Origin of the sequence: Maribacter sp. X9, from assembly GCF_048537565.1 — a bacterium.
Lineage (GTDB): Bacteria > Bacteroidota > Bacteroidia > Flavobacteriales > Flavobacteriaceae > Maribacter.
Genome location: NZ_CP183215.1, coordinates 2,146,768 through 2,166,438, shown reverse-complemented (window position 1 = coordinate 2,166,438; position 19,671 = coordinate 2,146,768). Strand labels below are relative to the sequence as shown.

The 19,671-nt window shown below is 37.6% G+C and carries 18 protein-coding genes and 2 tRNA genes; 10 read left to right on the top strand and 10 right to left on the bottom strand.

What is annotated here, in order from left to right; translation table 11 throughout:
• Nucleotides 1–40: 40 nt before the first annotated feature.
• From ACNR9Q_RS09295 to tgt, 3 genes are read right to left on the bottom strand one after another with little or no spacing between them, the layout of a single operon-like run.
• Nucleotides 41–940: a DMT family transporter gene (locus ACNR9Q_RS09295; RefSeq protein ID WP_419210944.1), complete on the bottom strand. Its 900-nt coding sequence runs from the start codon at nucleotides 938–940 to the stop codon at nucleotides 41–43.
• On the bottom strand, nucleotides 927–2,009 hold the full coding sequence (locus tag ACNR9Q_RS09290; protein ID WP_419210943.1) for an LptF/LptG family permease: 1,083 nt from the start codon (nucleotides 2,007–2,009) through the stop codon (nucleotides 927–929). The genes ACNR9Q_RS09295 and ACNR9Q_RS09290 overlap by 14 nt, the downstream gene beginning before the upstream one ends.
• On the bottom strand, nucleotides 2,010–3,140 hold the full coding sequence (tgt, locus tag ACNR9Q_RS09285; protein WP_419210942.1) for a tRNA guanosine(34) transglycosylase Tgt: 1,131 nt from the start codon (nucleotides 3,138–3,140) through the stop codon (nucleotides 2,010–2,012). It abuts the gene before it with no gap.
• A gap of 235 nt (nucleotides 3,141–3,375) precedes the next feature.
• On the opposite strand from tgt, the gene ACNR9Q_RS09280 reads away from it, so the two are divergent.
• Nucleotides 3,376–3,963, top strand: coding sequence for a porin family protein (locus ACNR9Q_RS09280; RefSeq protein WP_419210941.1), 588 nt, complete (start codon nucleotides 3,376–3,378; stop codon nucleotides 3,961–3,963).
• 80 nt (nucleotides 3,964–4,043) lie between these two features.
• On the opposite strand, the gene ACNR9Q_RS09275 is transcribed toward ACNR9Q_RS09280, so the two are convergent.
• Complete coding sequence (locus ACNR9Q_RS09275; RefSeq protein WP_419210940.1) at nucleotides 4,044–5,000, bottom strand: FKBP-type peptidyl-prolyl cis-trans isomerase; 957 nt, start codon at nucleotides 4,998–5,000, stop codon at nucleotides 4,044–4,046.
• Nucleotides 5,001–5,074: 74 nt separating this feature from the next.
• Here ACNR9Q_RS09275 and ACNR9Q_RS09270 point away from each other — a divergent pair, with 74 nt between their 5' ends.
• Nucleotides 5,075–5,503, top strand: a complete 429-nt coding sequence (locus ACNR9Q_RS09270; RefSeq protein ID WP_419210939.1) for an RNA-binding S4 domain-containing protein — start codon at nucleotides 5,075–5,077, stop codon at nucleotides 5,501–5,503.
• A gap of 48 nt (nucleotides 5,504–5,551) precedes the next feature.
• Nucleotides 5,552–6,049, top strand: coding sequence for a phosphoribosyltransferase family protein (locus tag ACNR9Q_RS09265; RefSeq protein WP_419210938.1), 498 nt, complete (start codon nucleotides 5,552–5,554; stop codon nucleotides 6,047–6,049).
• Here ACNR9Q_RS09265 and ACNR9Q_RS09260 read toward each other — a convergent pair.
• On the bottom strand, nucleotides 6,041–6,565 hold the full coding sequence (locus ACNR9Q_RS09260; RefSeq protein ID WP_419210937.1) for a shikimate kinase: 525 nt from the start codon (nucleotides 6,563–6,565) through the stop codon (nucleotides 6,041–6,043). The two genes, ACNR9Q_RS09265 and ACNR9Q_RS09260, sit on opposite strands and share 9 nt — an antisense overlap.
• A gap of 131 nt (nucleotides 6,566–6,696) precedes the next feature.
• On the opposite strand from ACNR9Q_RS09260, the gene ACNR9Q_RS09255 reads away from it, so the two are divergent.
• Nucleotides 6,697–6,769 (top strand) — tRNA-Lys (locus tag ACNR9Q_RS09255).
• 1,147 nt (nucleotides 6,770–7,916) lie between these two features.
• Here the strand turns inward: ACNR9Q_RS09255 and ACNR9Q_RS09250 are convergent.
• The 5 genes from ACNR9Q_RS09250 to ACNR9Q_RS09230 form a co-directional block, all read right to left on the bottom strand.
• Nucleotides 7,917–9,167 carry an NAD(P)/FAD-dependent oxidoreductase gene (locus ACNR9Q_RS09250; protein ID WP_419210936.1) on the bottom strand — a complete coding sequence of 417 codons (1,251 nt, stop codon included), beginning with the start codon at nucleotides 9,165–9,167 and terminating at the stop codon, nucleotides 7,917–7,919.
• Between the two features lie 191 nt (nucleotides 9,168–9,358).
• On the bottom strand, nucleotides 9,359–10,366 hold the full coding sequence (locus ACNR9Q_RS09245; protein WP_419210935.1) for a 4-hydroxyproline epimerase: 1,008 nt from the start codon (nucleotides 10,364–10,366) through the stop codon (nucleotides 9,359–9,361).
• Nucleotides 10,367–10,375: 9 nt separating this feature from the next.
• A complete protein-coding gene (locus ACNR9Q_RS09240) occupies nucleotides 10,376–12,115 on the bottom strand; it encodes a DUF885 domain-containing protein (protein ID WP_419210934.1) in 1,740 nt (579 codons plus the stop codon).
• Between the two features lie 8 nt (nucleotides 12,116–12,123).
• Entirely contained in the window at nucleotides 12,124–13,698 is a 1,575-nt protein-coding gene (locus tag ACNR9Q_RS09235) for an aldehyde dehydrogenase (NADP(+)) (RefSeq protein ID WP_419210933.1), read from the bottom strand.
• A gap of 103 nt (nucleotides 13,699–13,801) precedes the next feature.
• Nucleotides 13,802–14,722 (bottom strand): dihydrodipicolinate synthase family protein, encoded by a 921-nt coding sequence (locus tag ACNR9Q_RS09230; RefSeq protein ID WP_419210932.1) that lies wholly within the window; start codon nucleotides 14,720–14,722, stop codon nucleotides 13,802–13,804.
• 130 nt (nucleotides 14,723–14,852) lie between these two features.
• Here ACNR9Q_RS09230 and ACNR9Q_RS09225 point away from each other — a divergent pair, with 130 nt between their 5' ends.
• The 6 genes from ACNR9Q_RS09225 to ACNR9Q_RS09200 all read left to right on the top strand — a co-directional run bounded on the left by ACNR9Q_RS09225 (nucleotide 14,853) and on the right by ACNR9Q_RS09200 (nucleotide 19,669).
• A complete protein-coding gene (locus tag ACNR9Q_RS09225; RefSeq protein WP_419210931.1) occupies nucleotides 14,853–15,701 on the top strand; it encodes an AraC family transcriptional regulator in 849 nt (282 codons plus the stop codon).
• 85 nt (nucleotides 15,702–15,786) lie between these two features.
• Nucleotides 15,787–15,870, top strand: a tRNA-Leu gene (locus ACNR9Q_RS09220).
• Nucleotides 15,871–16,004: 134 nt separating this feature from the next.
• Nucleotides 16,005–16,904 carry a MerR family transcriptional regulator gene (locus ACNR9Q_RS09215; RefSeq protein ID WP_419210930.1) on the top strand — a complete coding sequence of 300 codons (900 nt, stop codon included), beginning with the start codon at nucleotides 16,005–16,007 and terminating at the stop codon, nucleotides 16,902–16,904.
• A 13-nt stretch (nucleotides 16,905–16,917) separates the two neighbouring features.
• The gene (locus ACNR9Q_RS09210) at nucleotides 16,918–18,375 is read left to right on the top strand and encodes a phytoene desaturase family protein (RefSeq protein WP_419210929.1); all 1,458 of its coding nucleotides are present in this window, start codon (nucleotides 16,918–16,920) and stop codon (nucleotides 18,373–18,375) included.
• Nucleotides 18,376–18,383: 8 nt separating this feature from the next.
• Nucleotides 18,384–19,223, top strand: a complete 840-nt coding sequence (locus ACNR9Q_RS09205) for a phytoene/squalene synthase family protein (protein ID WP_419210928.1) — start codon at nucleotides 18,384–18,386, stop codon at nucleotides 19,221–19,223.
• Nucleotides 19,223–19,669 (top strand): beta-carotene hydroxylase, encoded by a 447-nt coding sequence (locus ACNR9Q_RS09200; protein ID WP_419210927.1) that lies wholly within the window; start codon nucleotides 19,223–19,225, stop codon nucleotides 19,667–19,669. Before ACNR9Q_RS09205 ends, ACNR9Q_RS09200 begins: the two co-directional genes overlap by 1 nt.
• Nucleotides 19,670–19,671 lie beyond the last annotated feature (2 nt).

Here is a 19,671-nt window from a genome sequence, read left to right as displayed (position 1 = left end):
CGTTTCATTAGTTGTGGAATCAAAGATAAAACTTTAAAAGTTAAATTTTAGATACCCTTTTTTTAATATTCGCCCTTTGTTTTAAAATACCGTTCGCTATCACTGTAAAGAGGATAATTCCCGCCCCAACATAAAACATAGGTTTCATTTTTTCTTCTGAACCAAATATGAACCATGCTAACAAGATACCATAAACAGGTTCAAGATTGGTCGTCAGCATTACCGTGTAAGGAGTCAAAACGCGCATAATCCTTACTGCTGCGATAAATGCATAAGCTGTACAAATTAGGGCAAGAATACCTAAATATATCCAGTCCATAGTAGGTAAAGCCATCAACCCAACGCTTAAATCACCTTTAACACCAAGCACCAAAGTTAAAAATAACGAACCTATTCCCAATTCGTAAAAAGATATTACCGAAGGCCTATGGTTCTGCACCAGTTTACCGTTAATCAAGGAAAATATAGCCACAAGGAAAGCTGAAATCAGGGCTATGACCATACCATAAACATACTGTGTCTCTACCTTAAAAATCAAATAGAGTCCTAAAATCACCAATAACCCGAAAAAGATTTCATACGCTATTATTTTGCGGCCATACCAAAACGGCTCCATTAATGCCGTAAAAAATGCCCCTGTGGACATCATTGCCAACGCTATCGAAACGGTAGAAACCTTTATGGCCAAAAAGAATGTAACCCAATGGAGTGCCACTACAATGCCTCCTCCCACTAACCAGAAAAATGTTCTTTTTGAAACCCTTAAACTGAACTTAGCTAAATAAATGTATAGAGAGATAAAAAGCGTAGCCAAGCCCATACGTATCCAAACCAGCGGTAAGGTGTCTAACGTTATCAACTTACCCAGTATAGCGGTAAATCCCCAAATAAATACTATAAAATGAAGATGTAGTAAATTAAGGATTCTATCTTTTGGCATTTTGTAACAGGTAAAATGCCAAACAACCGAACACTACATTGGGGATGACCACAGCCAATAAAGGTGAAAAACCGGACTGTTCTGCAAGTGTTCCAAAAACCTTATCAAAAAATATGAAGACGAAAGCAACTAAAATACCAAAGGCCAAATTGACTCCCATACCTCCTCGTCGCTTGACCGAAGAAACGGAAACAGCAATAATAGTTAAAATAAAGGCAGTGAGGGGAAGTGCCCATCGTTTATATTTTACTAAGATATAGGTATTGATATTGGAAGCTCCTTTTCGTTTTTGGTCCTTTATAAAAGAATCCAGTTCAAATAGATTTTTCGTTTCCGCAACATAAGATACAGGTGTTAAATCTCCAATTTCGAAAGCAAAGATGGTATCTAACCTCCGCTTACTTTCTATGATGGCCGTATCTCCAATAATTTTACGTTTTTTATAGGAAGTCAATCTGTAGTTAGAATCCTTTTCTATCCAGCGAATATTGGCGGCACTAATTTTAAAATCCAATTCATTGTTCTCATCGAACCGTTCAAAGGTAAAATTGTGTCCCAATTGCCTGGCCGGGTCAAAACTACTTACATAAATAAAATCTGTTTCATTAAGTTGGTTGAAAATATTATTGGTCACCCGGTCCTGAGAACCTTTTTTCAAATATTTATACTTGAATTCATTGAAGCCTACACTTGCGTTGGGCACAATGAACATGGTCATGAAGAACATTAAAATCGCGACCATGGTAGCACCGATAATATAAGGTCTTAAAAAACGACCATAAGAAACCCCTGAGCTTAAAATAGCCACAATTTCGGTATTGTTGGCCAGTTTCGACGTAAAAAAGATGACAGACAGAAATAGAAAAATAGGAAATAGTAGATTCCCGATATAAATAGTAAAGTTCACATAGTACATTACAATTTCGTTCAACGGCGCTTCATTATCGATCATCTTACCGATCTGCTCCGCTAGATTGACCATGATACCAATAGGAATGAACAACAACAACATCAACGAAAAAGTCGCTAGATATCGTTTAAGAATGTATTTATCTATTATTGAAAGCATTTATAGCCTTTTATCCATTTGTTTAACCATGATATCTTTCCACGCTCTAAAATCACCCGCTAAAATATGTTTTCGTGCTTCACGAACCAACCACATATAAAATCCTAAGTTGTGAATGGTTGCTATTTGTTTTCCTAAATATTCATTGGCAGCGAACAAGTGCCTTAAATAAGCTTTGGAGTACTCACGATCAACAAAAGTAGTACCCATTTCATCCAATTGCGAAAAATCGTCCTCCCACTTCTTGTTCTTAATATTTATGGTACCATGTGCAGTAAATAACATTCCGTTTCTAGCATTTCGGGTTGGCATAACACAATCGAACATATCAATGCCCAATGCAATATTTTCCAAAATATTGATAGGAGTCCCTACTCCCATAAGGTACCGAGGTTTATCTTCGGGTAAGATCTCACAGACCACTTCGGTCATACCGTACATCTCCTCCGCGGGTTCCCCCACCGAAAGACCCCCAATGGCATTACCCTGCGCACCGGCATTCGCTATATATTCAGCAGATTGCCTTCTTAGATCTTTGTATGTAGAACCTTGCACTATCGGGAAAAAAGTTTGCTCGTAATCATATGCGAACGGCGTTTTCTCCAAATGCTTGATGCAGCGGTCTAACCACCGATGGGTCATATGCATTGATCTTTTGGCGTAATTATATTCGCACGGATACGGTGTACATTCATCAAAGGCCATGATAATATCGGCACCGATAATACGTTGAATTTCCATCACGTTCTCGGGAGTGAACATATGCATTGAACCATCGATATGGGATTTAAACTTTACCCCTTCTTCTTTTATCTTTCTATTGGCGGATAAGGAATACACCTGATAACCACCGCTATCGGTAAGGATATTGCGGTCCCATCCCATGAACTTATGGAGTCCGCCTGCTTTGTGCAGAATATCGGTTTTCGGACGAAGAAAAAGATGGTAGGTATTGCCCAGGATAATATCAGGATTTATTTCCTCTTTTAATTCTTTTTGGTGCACACCCTTTACAGAGGCCACCGTACCTACGGGCATAAAAATAGGTGTCTCAATAACCCCATGATCTGTTACCATGGTTCCTGCCCTAGCCTTTGAATGCTGATCTGTAGTATGTAATGTAAACTTCAAATTTTATAAATCTAATTGCAAATATAATGAACTGCCATTGGGAAAAACTTAATAAAAACCAAAGATGCTACTTTGCTATTTTTTTTTAGCCAAGAATAAAATTTGCTCTATAAAATCAAGATTGACTCAAAAAATAGCATAAGCAATAAAGGTTGTAGCCCTACGTTTTTATGGTATAACGAGAAAGTGCATACTGGCAATGATTTGCCGGTTGCGGAACTTAAAATTAACAAATATGAAAAAAACAATTTTAATTGCGGCCTTAGCTTTTATTGGCTGGTCGGCCAACGCTCAAAGTGGACCAGGATTTGGAATCAAAGGAGGATTAAACTATGCCGGAAATGGAGATTTCTTTGATTCCGCAGAAAATGCTTATAAAAGTCCGGATAAAAATGTTGGATACCATTTAGGAGTTTTCGGCAAAATCGGGGACGATATTTATTTACGTCCAGAATTGGTATATACTGCTATAAAATCTGGATATGATGAAGGAGATTTGAAATTAAACAAATTAGATCTTCCTGTTCTCTTGGGGGTGAAGCTTATAGGCCCTTTGAACGTTTTTGCAGGACCTTCTTTTCAATACATCCTGAATACAAAATTTGATGGTGTAACCATTGACGATGTCGAAAATGATTTTACCGTTGGTTTGAACATTGGCGCCGGAGTTAATTTGGGTAAACTGGGAATTGATGTGCGGTACGAAAGAGGTTTTTCTGAAAATGAAATTACTTTCATTAACACAAATCTTACTTCATTGAGCGGAGATCGTGTTGACACAAGACCAGATCAAATTATAGTAAGTCTTTCTGTAAAACTTTAACGATACCAATTAAATTTAATTAAAAACCCTCCTAAGAAAATTCTTAGGAGGGTTTTTTGTCTTATTGAAGAAACTCTTATTTAGTCCTTGTCCAAGTGGTCTGGTATACCATCTTTATCCGTATCTCTGAAACTAACAAAGTTTCCATTGGCATCTAGATTAATCTCATCCTTAGTCGGGATGCCGTCATTGTCATCATCTGTATCGTAATGATTTGGCACTCGACCATTAAGCGGCTCAGAACTTTCATCCGTATTATCATTATTCAAATTTCCATCATTATTGACATCTTCTAAAATGGAAGGAATACCATCGCCATCATAATCTGTATCTTTCTCATAAGCAAAGGCATCTATTTTAAAAACCAATGGGGTATAAGATCCTATAGCACTACCAGCGGGCGGATTACTAAAATAACCTAAACCTGAAGGGAAAAAAATAGCCCCTATTCCATACCCATCATAACTTACTGTTCCATCACCATTTTCGATTGGCCCCATTCCTGTTTGGAAATATTCGACACCATTTCCAAAACCTCGAACCACACCCGATAAATTAATTAGAAGAGGCTGGTTAGAAGAACCATCGAAAAGCTTACCATTCAATAAAGAACCTTCATATCTTAAAATGGTATTGTCCCCTATGGTAGGTTTTCCTTCTATTACACCTTGTCGTACGACTAAGACGTATAATTTATGATCAACTACTTCCCCATCGTTCCTACCCCAATCAGAAGAGGCAACCGATATGGTTTCGGTAATTAACTTAGAGCTATCAAAAAGCGATTCTTCAGTGCTATTTGCACCAGCTATGGTATCGAACTTTATTTTGAAATCGAATCCTTCTGCGGCATTTTCAAACTCCTCGTAATTATAAAAATGAGTTTTAAGAAAAGTAACAATTTCTGCGTCATCTTCAGCAGCAACTTCACTTAATAATCTTGGCGGCACAACCTCACCAGGTGTATCATCATCTTTTTTACAAGAACCCAAAATAAACAAAGCCACAAAAATTAAATAGGCATTTTTCAATTTCATCAATATTCTATTTTAAGCGCGCAAGATACAATTTTCCCCTATTTTTGTTGGGAAGTTAACAAAGAATTCTACTAATGCGCATTGATAAATTCTTGTGGAGCACTCGTTATTTTAAGACTAGGAACATTGCAACTACCGCTTGCAAAAAAGGACATGCCAAAATCAATGGACAAACCGCTAAACCTGGTCGGGAGGTTTTTCCAATGGATCAAGTTATAGTTCGCAAGGATCAAATCGATTATACATTTACGGTTTTAGACATACCCCCGAATCGTGTAGGTGCAAAGTTGGTCGACATCTATAGAAAAGACACCACTCCTAAAGAGGCGTTTGAACATAATGAGCTTTTACAATATTCCAAAGATTATTATCGTAAAAAAGGACTTGGAAGACCCACTAAAAAAGACCGTAGGGAAATAGATGAGTTTTTAGAGACACCCGCAAAAAAAGAAGATTCAGAAACGCTCGAATCGTCAAATTCTACGAAAGATAAAGAGGAATAAGCCAAACGTTCAAAAACATAACTATCTTTAATGTACTAAGATTAAAAAATGGAACAAACCATACTTTCACATTTACAGATCCAATACAAAATAGAGCGCATTGCCTATCAAATTTACGAGGCGAACGTCGACGAGGATGAAATTATCATTGCCGGTATCGAAGGGGGAGGCATCCATTTTGCTGAAAAAATCGTAAAGACCCTAAAAAAAATTACTACTGCAAAAATTACGATCTGTAAAGTATTAATGGATAAGCGTGACCCTCTAAAAAGTGGCGTATCTACTTCTATTGCAGAAAAAGATTTCGAAAACAAATCTATTGTGCTTGTAGATGACGTTTTAAACTCAGGCACAACACTGATTTATGGTGTACACCATTTTCTTAAAACCCCTTTAAAGCAACTTAAAACAGCGGTACTCGTAAATCGTAATCATAAAAAATATCCCGTAAAAGCAGATTATAAGGGCATTTCACTGTCAACTTCTTTGCAGGAACACGTAAACGTGCATTTTGAAAACAAAAAAGACCGTGTTTTCCTAGACTAAAGAATTAATGATAACCTCTGCCAATTCATTAGCGGTTCTATGGTCGCTCTTCACTTTATGCCGGGCTTGATTATAAAAGAAACTCCGCTCGAATAAATGCTTTCCAATAAATTCATTTAACTCATCATCTTTTAGATGTGCTATCATAGGCCTATGCGATTTTTCAAAAAGGAGACGTTCAGATAGTTCCTTTATACCAACATTGATGTAAACTGAATTGGCGGTATTTTGATTAATCAATTCCATATTAGTGCCAAAACAAGGTGTTCCTCCACCTAAGGAAAGAACAAACTTATTATGGTTCAAAAATATTTCTTTTAAATATTGATGCTCCTTTTTTCGAAAATAGACCTCCCCCTTTTCTTTAAAAATCGCTCGGACAGATAAATTTTCCTTTTGTTCAATATACTCATCTAAATCTAAAAATTTAACATTCAATTGGTTAGCAATTATCCTACCAATTGTAGTCTTACCACTCCCCATATATCCTAACAAAACAATTTTCAGTTCTTCCATTTGCACAAAATTGGACTAAAATAAAGGGATTTCAAAAAAAAATAAATTTATCTTAAAAAGGGCTTGGAAAATAAAGTAATCGACTTATATTTGCACCCGCATTGAGGGAAACAATCCTCACTTGAAATTTTGACCTGGTAGCTCAGTTGGTAGAGCATCTCCCTTTTAAGGAGAGGGTCCCGGGTTCGAGCCCCGGCCAGGTCACTAAGCCGTATGATAACGGTGACCAAAGCCTTGCTAATCTTATGATTATCAAGGCTTTTCACTTTTTAAGCAATTTATATGAAATGATATGAATTACTTTTAAAAGTTCACAGATCGTCAACCTCTTTTTTAAATCGTCAACATAGTGTCAACACTTTTGTAAATTGGCGATAACTGTTTAAAAGAACCACTTTGTTGATCTGACTTGCGTCTCAATTATTGTTTAACGATGAAGTGACTACCTCTATAACTGAAATCATTTCAGAACGTCATCTATAGGTGAATGCGTTTGACCCTACATTCTAAAAGTCACGTAAGGAAAGTTATGGAAACGATTATCTCCCCTGATCAAAGTAACACCGAAACGCATAGAAGTAGAGAACGAGAATGAGCTCACAGTAAAGCCTGGGTAAAGGGGCATAGGAGAGCCATGCGGAAAACTTGGACTCAAAAAATCTTGTAAACCTACGGATAACCTGTCTACAGAAGTGAATGAAAATAGCTCACATTCACTAGTTATGAGAGGCTCTTAAAAATAATAGTAGCTCATATCACAAGTAATACTACTAACCTCACAATCTCCTCCTCTAGTAGTGCCACATCATTAGAATTAATTCTTTCCTTAACAACACTCCCCTCTTTAACATGAAAACTATCGGTAAGGGTTCAACTACTTGAAGTTTGCAGAACAGATCTTTCTTCACTTTCAAAAGTTGATGACCAATATTATGTAAAATTAGGCATCCAAAACCAACAAAATGTCATTAGAATCAAAACCTTCAGCAGTTAACTCAATTGTTACGGTCACAACTCTAAAAGTACTTGCTTTTTTGGTCTCCAATTAAAGGGACATAAATTTTCCATTGGACCCCTTCCCCTGAATGTTAGTGTTTAATTGCTCATACAATCGGCTCTCGTACTTATTTTTTATTGTCAATTGATGATTAATTTGTACACCAAAAGGATTTCTATACATCTATTATGGTAAATATTCAGCGGCATTATTTACATAGAAGAAAGAATCATTTTTTCTTTTCTAGTCTATTATGCCCTCTATACGTCTAAAATGAGGTCTCCCAATAGAACACAAGCCCATTTTAGAAAAAATATTACTTAGAAAAATTATTCCACACTTAAAAAAGATAGGTTAAAAGATTCGCTCTGGAGTGAATGAACTTATATCCATGCTAGGTTTTTTATCCTCTACCAATTCAGAAACTAACTTTCCGGTAGCGGGTCCCAAACTCCAACCCATCATGGCATGGCCCGTAGCAATCGTTAGATTTTTAAAGTCTTTCGATTTCCCGATATAGGGTAGTCCATCTGGGGAAACCGGTCGCAATCCAGTCTGGGCACTTTCTATTTCCTCGCTATTGATTTCCAATTCTGGATAAAATGATGTTGCACCATTAGCAATTGCTAAAACCCTTTCTTTTCTAACTATGTTATTATTTCCTGAAAATTCCATAGTTCCCGCAAAACGGGTAAAGCCTTTCATTGGGGTCACGGCCATTTTTGCTTCCATCAATATGGCCGGGATGGATATTCCCGTTTCCCGTTCCACATTTATACGATAGCCTTTACCACCCTGTAGGGGTAATTTTAAATTTAATTTTTTGGAGAGGTCTCCGCTCCAGGCACCTGCTGCTAGAATAACCTCATCTGGTTCATAAGAGTTCTTATTCGTCAAGACCGATTTTATTTTTAATCCGTCAGTTTTTATATCGATTACTTCTTCACTAGTACGAATAACTACACCTTTACTTTTAAGATAATTCAACATCAAAGGCATAAATTCGGTAGGTGTTGTATGTCCATCGCACTGATAATGAATGGCTCCCTCAGCATCTATTTTAACATTTGGTTCTAGCTGTAGTAGTTCACTTTTATTCACATCAGCCACTTCAAGCCCTAAAAAACTTGCCCTATCGGCAACTTCTCTCTCATGTAGGTAACTGGCCTCTGTTTTGTATAACATAAGAAGCCCTTTTCGTTCTAATTGAAAATCCCCAAGGTCACCAGATTTTTTTATATCAGTAAACAAATCCCTGCTGATCAGATTAATTTCTTTGATTACAGGAATCGCCTTTTCCACTTTGGCCTTTGTCGATGATTTGTGAAAATACCAGGACCATTTCAGAAAATCGATGTCCAATCTAGGTTTCATGTAAAAGGGACTGGCAGAATTGAACATCATTTTTATACCTTGGGCAATCATTCCCGGTGAAGCCAATGGGATGATATGACTAGGTGTTATATAACCAGCATTAACGAAAGAGGCTCCTGAGGTTATATCTCCCTTATCAATAACCGTAATTTGATGTCCTTCTTTAGTTAGATAATAAGCAGAGCATAAACCAACAATTCCACCTCCAATAATCACAATATCTTTCTCCATTTTGTTATTGATTTATCATACCACGTTTACGTATCAAGGCTTCTAAAAATAATATTTTCTACACCACCTTTAAAACTTTTAATGCGAAGAAAATATTATTCAAATGCTGTTCATTTTCTTCATCACTTACTATAAAAACTAAAAGCAAAGCTAAAAAAGATTTGTTTTTAGCAAATGAATAAATTGATGTTCTAAATTACTTGAAATCCGTATGCGTAGGGATCATCATCATCAATTGTTATGGTGTTTTGACCATAAATTTTCGCCCAACCTTTAATGCTGGGCACAATTGCAAGTTTACCCGCTAAATCAGTTTCTTCTTCTACTCTTCCAATGAACTGAGATCCGATAAAACTTTCATGAATAAAATCTTCGCCTACGTTTAGTTTTCCTTTGGCGTGCCATTGAGCCATTCGCGCCGAAGTTCCGGTCCCACATGGGGAACGGTCGATAGCTTTATCTCCATAAAAAACGGCATTTCTTGCTGTGGAAGGATTCGATAAGGTCTTACCCGTCCATAACATATGGCTTACGTTTCGAATCGTAGCATCTTCTGGGTGAACGAACATATCGGGATATTTCTCATTGATCTTCTCCCGTAGTTCCTGGCTGAACTGGATCAACTTACTGGCTGAAAAATTTTGGATTCCTGAAAAATTACGCTGTGGATCCACAATGGCATAAAAGTTACCCCCGTAGGATACATCAAAAGTTAGTTCTCCTAAATCAGAGGACTCAATCGTTAAATCCGTTGCCGCTAAATAGGACTTGACATTCGTCAACTTTACCCACTCTACTTTATCATTCGTTTGTTGATACGAAACGTTAACCAATCCTGCCGGGGTTTCCATACGCACCTTTCCAGGTGTCTTGGGTATAATCAAGCCTTCTTCGATCCCAATTGTAATGGCCCCAATGGTCCCATGTCCACACATGGGCAAGCAACCACTGGTTTCTATGAACAAAATACCAAAATCATTTTCTGGATTACTGGGTGGATAAAAAATACTTCCGCTCATCATATCATGCCCTCGTGGTTCAAACATCAATCCTTTTCGTATCCAATCATATTCCTTAAGAAAATGTTGTCGTTTCTCACTCATGGTTTCGCCGATTAATTCCGGGCCGCCATGTTTTATAACCCTTACTGGATTGCCACAAGTATGGGCATCAATACAGACAAACGTACTACTTGCCATATTAAAATTTTATTTACTTCGATTGATGATGTAAGCATTAACTCTTCGCTCTAAAATAGGTAAGGTAACCGTGCCCTGCTCTAAAACGATTTCATGAAAATCACGAATATCAAAATTATCCCCTAGTGCTTCTTCTGCCCTTTTTCGTAGTTCCCTAATCTTCAGCTCGCCCATTTTATAGGATATTGCCTGACCTGGCCAGGCAATATACCGATCCGTTTCTGTATTGATTTCATGTTCTGAGAGGGCCGTGTTATTCATCATAAATGATACAACCTCATCCCTTGACCAACCCTTTGCATGAATACCCGTATCTACCACCAACCTACAGGCGCGCCACATTTCATAGGTCAACTTACCAAATTCTTCGTAAGGCGTTCTGTAAATACCTAATTCATTTCCTAAAAACTCGGTATACAACGCCCAACCTTCGCCATATGCGGAGAGGTACATATGTCTCCTAAAACTTGGAATGCTATCTCCAAGCTCGTTGTTCAAACTTCCCTGCAAATGATGTCCGGGTACCGCTTCATGGGCAGTTAATGAAGGGAGTGTATACAGGGGTCTGCTGTCTAATTTGTAAGTGTTCACCAAATAAAAACCAGGTTGTGTATCTGATGAGGGCCCTGAATATCTACCTCCGGTATATTTTGGAGCGATGGCATCAGGAACTTTAATAACACCATAAGGTCTTCTGGGTAATGTCTTGAAGTATTTAGGTAGTTCTGCGTCAATACGCTTGGCAATATCCCTGGCATGCATCAATAGTTCATCGCCGGTCGAGACATAAAATTGAGGGTCAGTTCTTAAAAAATCTAAGAATTCAGCAAAGGTGCCTTTAAAATTAACCTTCTTGATAATCGACTCCATTTCAGATTTGATACGAGCAACTTCTGAGAGACCGATGCTATGAATAGCATCGGCTGAATATTCGGTAGTTGTTGTATAATAATTAATCCTATTTTGATAAAAAGCCTTACCGTTCGGCGTTTCAGAAACTCCAATTGTCTCCCTTGTCGTTGGAATATATTCCAACTCAAAAAAAGTTTTAATCTTTTTGAAGGATGGAACCACTTTAGCCATAATAGCTTTTTGTGCCTCAAGGATAATGGAATCTTTTTGTGATTCACTCAGCACCGATGGCAAATCTTGAATAGGGCCATAAAAACTACTTTGGGCATAATCGCTTACAATATGGGTATCATAAGTGGATTCATATCCTTTAAAAATGATTTTTGGTTGTGAGACTCCTTCTTTTATGCCCATTCTCAAGAGCACCAAATGCTCATCAACAAAAGTGGGTATCGCATTGAGCATATTGAGGTAGCGCTTAGCATCCTCATAGTTCAATATAGGCTTGATCCGGTAATTCAAGTTTAAATGAAACCCTTGATCTGCCTGTATAGGGTTTAAATACATTTTATAGCGAAACTCATCGATCTGGTTCTGCAGACGAAACTTCATCAACTCCCAAGAAATCAAATCTGTTTCAGACAGAGTAACCGTATCCATAGCCTGTAATAACCCTAGCTGCTCTTGGGCAAATTCGGCATCGTGCTTTTCAATGGATTCTTGATAGGCACCTAAAGGAAATGCACTTCTGTCATAGGAACGATAGCTTTCGACATCCGTTATTATCCCCAATAATTGTTCCTTTGCTTCTTGTGCGCTAATCGATACGGTTAAGCATACCAAAACAACAACTACAAAACGATGTGGACCTAGAAAAAGACCTTTAAGTTTTGGCATATACGGTTTTACTTAGTATAAATTCCCTCCTCCAATCGCACAATCTCTAAAGGATTGGCATCTTGTAATGCCTGGGGTAAAAATTTATTGGGCCAATCTTGAAAAGAAACTGGGCGTACCCAACGTTTAATCGCCGAAGTTCCGACTGAGGTGAAACGCGAATCTGTCGATGCAGGAAAAGGTCCACCATGAACCATAGACGAGCAAACCTCGACTCCAGTTGGCACCCCATTGAATAGTATACGCCCAACTCTATTTTTAAGAGCTTCTACAACGGCATCATACTGCTCAAGATCATTTTCGGATCCTAAAACGGTTCCTGTCAATTGTCCTTCCAGCTCATTCAGGACACTCTCCAATTGGGCGGCATCATCACAACAAACTATTACAGAAAATGGCCCGAATACCTCTTTATGAAGTTTGGTATTCTTTAAGAAATCGATTCCATCAACTTTAAGTATCGCTGGTCTACCTGTATTTTCACCTACGGCTTTTTCATAATCAGCCATAACAGTAACCCCTTGTTGTGCAGACAATTCTTTTTTACCTTCCTGGTATTTTTCATAAATGTTAGGATGTAGCATCGAAGATGGTTCCAATTTTAGAATTTCTTCGGATAAAGTGCTGATAAATGCATCCAATTCTGGACTTTTTACGCCCAATAACAAACCAGGATTCGTGCAAAACTGACCAGCACCCAAGGTAATGGACGAGGCATACTTTGTCGCCCATGAATTCCCATTCTCCTCAAGTGCAGAAGGCAACACGACTACTGGATTGATACTTCCCATCTCGGCAAAAACCGGAATAGGTTCCTTACGCTCGTTTGCAAGTTTATAAAGGGCCGTACCGCCACTTATGCTTCCCGTAAAGCCTACAGCCTTAACTTTTGGATGTTTTACCAATTGCTGACCTACGGCTATTCCACTACTGTTCAAGTTAGAAAATACGCCATAGGGCATTCCTGTTTTTTCCGCTGCTTTAATAATGGCTTGGGAAACTAGTTCTCCCGTACCGGAATGCATGGGATGGCTTTTTACGATTACAGGACAACCCGCTGCCAAGGCACTGGCCGTATCTCCACCAGCAGTTGAAAAGGCCAATGGAAAATTACTTGCCCCAAAAACCACAACCGGCCCAAGAGGTACTAACATTTTACGAATATCCGCTTTGGGCATTGGCTCCCGCTGTGGTTGACCTTTTTCGATAACCGCCTCTACCCAAGAACCTTCCTCCAATAAGGCGGCGAATGAACGCAATTGCCCCATAGTACGTCCCCTTTCTCCAATAGCCCTTCCTTGCGGCAAACCAGATTCCTTACAGTAGGTATCTATCAATTCATCTCCCAAAGCCTCTATTTCATCGGCAATAGCCTTTAGAAATACAGCCTTTTTCACTCCAGGAATATCTTTATACAACTTAAAAGCTTCTACCGCCAAAGCGACCGCCTCGTCAATTTCAGTAGAAGTAGCTTCATAAAAGGTCCATTCTGTCTCCTTATTCTCCTTCGGATTAAAGGTTTTATAAGTTAATTTTCCTTGTTTTGATAATTTGTTCCCAATCGCATTGCTTCCTGTAATCATGTTCTCTGTTTTATGGCTACTTAATTGTAAATAAAAGTGCAGCAGCTTGATTCGATTCTATTTTACTTTTCACGGTAATTTATAAAAATAATATCATAGTATTTTACTTATTGATTTCTTTATAATTCGGAAAGGTTGGTCTTGCAGCCATTCCTTTTTTTATAATATTGGCCACGCGTTCACGTTCTTCGCCTTGTAAGGGTAATCTTGGGGCACGTACATTCTCCGTTCCGATGCCCGTAGCAACTTCTGCCATTTTTATATTCTGTACCAGTTGGGGGCTAATATCCAATTCCAATAAAGGTAAAAACCATCTATAAATCTCTAAAGCTTCGGCAATTCTCCCAGCTTTGGCCAACTCATAAATAGCACATGTCTCTGCAGGAAAAGCACAGACAAGCCCCGCGACCCAGCCATCGGCACCCATTAATATACTTTCCAAGCCTAAGGTATCCACTCCCGTAAAAACACGAAGTCGATCTCCGAATCTTGATTTCATCCTAGTAATATTAGAAATATCTCTTGTAGATTCTTTTACCGCTTGAATGTTATCACAAATCGTTAATTCCTCTAACATATCCAACGTTACCAAAATACCATAATCAATAGGATTATTATAGATCATGATAGGCAGATCAGTACTATTGGCGGTTTCCTTAAAATAAGTAACCGTTTCATAGTCATTAGCTTTATAACGCATTGGAGGTAACATCATTAAACCTTTGGCGCCACATTCTTCTGCAACTTCAGCGGCATGTATGGCCCCTTTCGTAGTTTGCTCTGCAATGTTGATAATAACCGGAACCTGCCCTTCAACCAATTGAACTGTTTCTTTTATCAATACTTTTTTCTCCTCGTAAGTCAAGGTACTTGCCTCTCCCAATGTTCCACCAAGAATGATTCCACTAACCCCAGCATCTAATTGCGCTCTGATATTTACGGAAAACATATCCAAATCAAGTTCATCCTTATCTGTGAATTTTGTGGTAACTGCTGGCATTACGCCATTCCATGATATACTCATTGTATTAATTTTTAGTGATATTCAAAATTACGGATTGCACCTTGAACTTAATATCTTCATATTAACCACACATGGTACTATTTTACCCTATAAATATATAGTTCTTTATTTAAATCGATAAATTAGATGCATGAAAGTACTGCCTTTTAAGATACCTAAACCCGTTGATGAACAACTGATTGTTCAAATCGATAAGGAACCTATTTTTTATAATCGTTTGCATCAACATGAGGAAATTCAAATAAGCCATATTATAAATGGTAGTGGTAAATTATTGGTAGGTGATAGTATCCATCAATTTTCTAAAGGGGATACCTACATTATAGGCAGCAATCTACCCCATATTTTTAAAAGTGTTCCAGGAGCAGATGATGCACATATGGTCACGGTTTTCTTTACCGAAAACACCTTTGGCCCTGCCTTCTTCAATATGGCTTGCTTTGAGAAATTACAGGCCTTTTTCTCCAATTCAATTACCGGGTTCAAAGCTACTTCAACGGACAAGGACATAGGAAAAATGATGCTTAAACTCTCGGAACAAGAGAAACTAGAACGGTTCATAACCTTTTTGAAGTTATTAGAGCTCTTAAGCCAAGTGGACAGCGAGCCTCTTACGAAGTTTATTTACTCAAAGTCCCTTACATCCAATGAGGGTGAACGCTTACAGGTTATTTTTGATTTTGTATTCAAGAATTTTCATAAATCAATTTCCTTAGAGGAAATTTCTAATATGGCCTATATGACACCGAACGCCTTTTGCCGTTTTTTTAAGCAACGTACCAACAAAACCTTTTTCCAATTTCTTATCGAGCTAAGAATTGAACATGCCTGCCAATTACTAAAGTCCAAAAAAGAGCTGAATATTAACCTAGTTTCTGATCGTTCTGGTTTCAACTCCATTTCTAACTTTAATAAAAAGTTCAAAAAAATAAAAGGTATGTCCCCATCGGAATACCAACAATACCTTGATAGACGATAAAAAAATAATATGAACATTAATTATGGTCAATATATTTTAAATTGACCGATAGGTTTCTATATTTGCGCCTTTGTTGTTCGAATATGCCCACGTGGTGAAATTGGTAGACACGCTACCTTGAGGGGGTAGTGTTCGCAAGGACGTGCTAGTTCGAATCTAGTCGTGGGCACAAAAAGGTTAGATTTAAGCATCTAACCTTTTTTTATTTTAATAATTTTAGCCAACAAGTAAATAATTTTAACTTCCAAGTAGTCCTACCTTTAGTAAATAATTGTAGATTTGTTTAATTCTTTTTTAGAAAACATGAACAATGTAAAAAAGCAATTCAGTATACGAGATTTGGAAAATCTCTCGGGCATTAAAGCGCATACCATTCGTATTTGGGAAAAAAGATATAACCTTTTATCTCCAGAAAGAACCGATACTAATATAAGAACCTATAGCCTTACCAGTTTACAAAAGTTACTTAACGTTACGTTGCTGTACAATAATGGACATAAGATTTCAAAGATTGCAAAAATACCCGATAACGACATTCCCTATGTTGTTCGTGAAATCGTCGCCAAAAATAGCCACAAGAGTCAAGCAATAAACGCCTTTAAACTTGCCATGGTCAACTTTGACCAAACCATGTTCTTTAATACCTATAATGCTTTATTGGGAGAAAATTCCTTTAGGGAAATATTCAAGGAAACCTTTATTCCTTTATTGAACGAATTGGGCCTTTTATGGCAAACAGATACCATAAGCCCAGCACATGAGCATTTTATTACGAGTTTGATTAAACAAAAAATACTACTCAATACAGAAAAATTACAACACTTAAATCCCACGAAAAAAGATAAAGTTTTCGTGGCGTTCCTGCCCGAAAATGAGATTCATGAAATCGGACTTCTATATATTAATTACGAAATTTTACTGAAAGGATATAAGTGTATTTATTTAGGGCCAACCATACCTATGGAAAATTTAGAGGATGTGATGAAATACTTCGATGATATTTATTTCCTCTCCTACTTCACCGTTTTCCCTCAAAAAGATCATGTAAACAAATATCTAGAGGACTTTAACAAGTTAGTGGCTAACTATGAAAATCCTAATTTATGGTTATTGGGAAGACAGACACAATATATTAATGACGAAACACGACCGAAATTCTGTAGAACCTTCTCATCGATAGATAGCTTGGTAAGTAAATTATAAGTATAAATCATTAATGGAAAATAATTGCATCGTCATTGGATCAGGTTTTGCGTCATTGTCAGCAGCCTGTTACTTGGCAAAAGATGGATGGAATGTTTCCGTTTACGAAAAAAATGAGAGCGTAGGTGGGCGTGCATCGCAGTTTATAAAGCAGGGGTTTACCTTTGATATGGGACCAAGCTGGTATTGGATGCCAGATATTTTCGATAAATTTTTTGCAGATTTCAATAAGAAAACTTCCGATTATTACGAGCTTGATAAGCTCAGTCCTGCCTATAAAATTTTCTTTTCTGACGATATTATTACCATTGGAGATTCAATGGAAAAAATATGTGAAGAATTTGAACGCCTAGAACCTGGAAGCTCTAATGAGCTTAAAAAATTCATTGAAGAGGCCCAAGAAAATTACGAAATAGCCATTAATAAAATCGTATTGCGCCCTGGTATTTCCCCTTTCGAGTTGGTGACTAAAGAAACTATCTTTAAGGTTGACCAGTTTTTTAAGACCATAAGCTCACAGGTTCGGAAACGGTTTAAAAATCCAAAGTTGATCTCAACCTTAGAATTTCCAGTTTTGTTCTTAGGTGCCAAGGCAAGCAATACGCCATCATTCTACAGCTTTATGAATTTTGCCGATTTTGGTCTTGGAACATGGCATCCTAAAGGGGGTATGTATGAAATCATTAAGGCCATGCACAGCCTCGCTCTTGAATTGGGGGTTACCGTTCATACATCAAAACCCATAGAAAAAATACTGGTTGAAAATGGAAAGGCTGTTGGTGTTTCCTGCAAGGATCGAACATTCAAAGCAGACATCGTAGTAAGTGGTGCAGATTACCATCATTCTGAATCGTTATTGGATAAAATTCATAGACAGTACCCAGCTAGTTATTGGGAAAGTAGAATTTTCGCTCCTTCTTCATTATTATTTTATGTGGGTTTTGACACCAAACTCAAGCATATCGAGCACCACAATCTTTTCTTTGATACTGATTTTGAACTTCATGCCAAAGAAATATATGATGATCCTAAATGGCCGACCAACCCATTGTTCTATGCCAATTTCCCGTCTGTAACAGATAGTAGTATGGCTCCGAATGGATATGAAAATGGTTTTTTTCTGGTTCCTATTGCTCCAGGTCTTGAAGATACCGAGAAACTTAGGGCCCAATATTTTGAAATCATCCTGAATAGATTTGAGAAAAGAACCGGTCAAAACATTAGAAATAATATTATATTCAAGGAAACTTTCTGCGTTAATGACTTTATAGACCGCTATAATTCCTATAAAGGAAATGCTTATGGCATGGCCAACATTTTAACGCAAACCGCATTTTTAAGACCTAATCTAAGAAGTAAAAAAGTAAAGGATTTATATTTCACAGGACAACTGACTGTACCTGGACCTGGGGTTCCACCTTCTCTAATCTCTGGTAAATTGGTGTCAGAATTAATTATAAAAGATAATTAGTTTAGCGCATGAAAGGAACTTTTGATCAAGTGTCGTACCAATGTAGTAAAATCGTTACCGAACGGTACAGTACTTCTTTTGCCCTGGCTACAAAGATGTTACATTCATCGATACGCAGCCATATTTATAACATATATGGATTTGTACGCTTTGCCGATGAAATTGTAGATACCTTTCATGATTACGAGAAAGAGGTTCTTTTTAATAAATTTGAAGCGGAATTGGAAGCCTCACTAAAAGATAGGATTAGTCTAAACCCTATTTTAAATTCATTTCAGCATACCTATCACACCTACGGAATTCCGAAACACTTGGTAGATTCCTTTATGAAGAGCATGCGAATGGACTTAACCAAAAACATTTATCGTACCGATGCAGAATATAAAGAATACATCTACGGATCGGCAGACGTAGTTGGGCTAATGTGCTTAAAGGTTTTTGTAAAAGGCAATGAGCAGGCGTATAATGAATTGAAAGCGTCTGCTATGGCTTTGGGTTCGGCCTTTCAAAAAGTGAATTTTTTAAGGGATGTAAAGGCAGATTTTGAGGATTTGAACCGCTCTTATTTTCCGAACACGAATTTAAAGGAGTTGGATGAGGCTTCGAAAACAAGAATTGTAGAAGAAATAAAGGCCGACTTCGCGTTGGGTTACAAAGGCATTCTTGGCTTACCCGCAGAAGCAAAGTTTGGCGTTTATACCGCGTACAAGTATTATTTCAAATTGCTGAAAAAATTACAGAACACCCCATCCTTAGAAATAAAAAATGCCCGTATAAGAGTACCGAACTATCAAAAATTCAGTCTCTTGGCGAGATCATATGTTAAATATAAAATGAATCTAGTCTAATGAAAATACTACTTTGGATATTGGTTTTTTTAGGAACATTTTCCTTTATGGAATTCATGGCATGGTTCACCCACAAATACATCATGCATGGTTTTTTATGGAGCCTGCATAAAGATCACCACCATAAAGATCATGATTCTTGGTTTGAGCGAAACGATGCTTTTTTTATTTTTTATGCCATCGTCAGCATGTCCTTATTTTACTCGGGTGCGAACGGATTTTGGTTTGGGTATCCCCTTGGTTTTGGGATATTGGCCTACGGCATAGCTTATTTCCTCGTACACGACATTTTCATTCACCAACGTTTCAAACTGTTCAGAAGTGCCAATCATTGGTATGCGAGAGGCGTTAGAAGAGCCCATAAAATGCACCATAAACATTTAGGTAAAAGAGATGGTGAATGCTTCGGAATGCTATTCGTTCCTTTTAAATACTTTAAAAAGTAAAT

What these genes read in the sequence shown, in the direction of transcription:
- ACNR9Q_RS09210 (WP_419210929.1), top strand. Translation starts at nt 16,918, where the DNA reads ATGGAAAATAATTGCATCGTCATTGGATCAGGTTTTGCGTCATTGTCA.
- ACNR9Q_RS09245 (WP_419210935.1), bottom strand. Translation starts at nt 10,366, where the DNA reads ATGGCAAGTAGTACGTTTGTCTGTATTGATGCCCATACTTGTGGCAAT.
- ACNR9Q_RS09270 (WP_419210939.1), top strand. Translation starts at nt 5,075, where the DNA reads ATGCGCATTGATAAATTCTTGTGGAGCACTCGTTATTTTAAGACTAGG.
- ACNR9Q_RS09290 (WP_419210943.1), bottom strand. Translation starts at nt 2,009, where the DNA reads ATGCTTTCAATAATAGATAAATACATTCTTAAACGATATCTAGCGACT.
- ACNR9Q_RS09205 (WP_419210928.1), top strand. Translation starts at nt 18,384, where the DNA reads ATGAAAGGAACTTTTGATCAAGTGTCGTACCAATGTAGTAAAATCGTT.
- ACNR9Q_RS09260 (WP_419210937.1), bottom strand. Translation starts at nt 6,565, where the DNA reads ATGGAAGAACTGAAAATTGTTTTGTTAGGATATATGGGGAGTGGTAAG.
- ACNR9Q_RS09230 (WP_419210932.1), bottom strand. Translation starts at nt 14,722, where the DNA reads ATGAGTATATCATGGAATGGCGTAATGCCAGCAGTTACCACAAAATTC.
- ACNR9Q_RS09240 (WP_419210934.1), bottom strand. Translation starts at nt 12,115, where the DNA reads ATGCCAAAACTTAAAGGTCTTTTTCTAGGTCCACATCGTTTTGTAGTT.
- ACNR9Q_RS09275 (WP_419210940.1), bottom strand. Translation starts at nt 5,000, where the DNA reads ATGAAATTGAAAAATGCCTATTTAATTTTTGTGGCTTTGTTTATTTTG.
- ACNR9Q_RS09225 (WP_419210931.1), top strand. Translation starts at nt 14,853, where the DNA reads ATGAAAGTACTGCCTTTTAAGATACCTAAACCCGTTGATGAACAACTG.
- ACNR9Q_RS09265 (WP_419210938.1), top strand. Translation starts at nt 5,552, where the DNA reads ATGGAACAAACCATACTTTCACATTTACAGATCCAATACAAAATAGAG.
- ACNR9Q_RS09200 (WP_419210927.1), top strand. Translation starts at nt 19,223, where the DNA reads ATGAAAATACTACTTTGGATATTGGTTTTTTTAGGAACATTTTCCTTT.
- ACNR9Q_RS09250 (WP_419210936.1), bottom strand. Translation starts at nt 9,167, where the DNA reads ATGGAGAAAGATATTGTGATTATTGGAGGTGGAATTGTTGGTTTATGC.
- ACNR9Q_RS09280 (WP_419210941.1), top strand. Translation starts at nt 3,376, where the DNA reads ATGAAAAAAACAATTTTAATTGCGGCCTTAGCTTTTATTGGCTGGTCG.
- ACNR9Q_RS09295 (WP_419210944.1), bottom strand. Translation starts at nt 940, where the DNA reads ATGCCAAAAGATAGAATCCTTAATTTACTACATCTTCATTTTATAGTA.
- ACNR9Q_RS09215 (WP_419210930.1), top strand. Translation starts at nt 16,005, where the DNA reads ATGAACAATGTAAAAAAGCAATTCAGTATACGAGATTTGGAAAATCTC.
- ACNR9Q_RS09235 (WP_419210933.1), bottom strand. Translation starts at nt 13,698, where the DNA reads ATGATTACAGGAAGCAATGCGATTGGGAACAAATTATCAAAACAAGGA.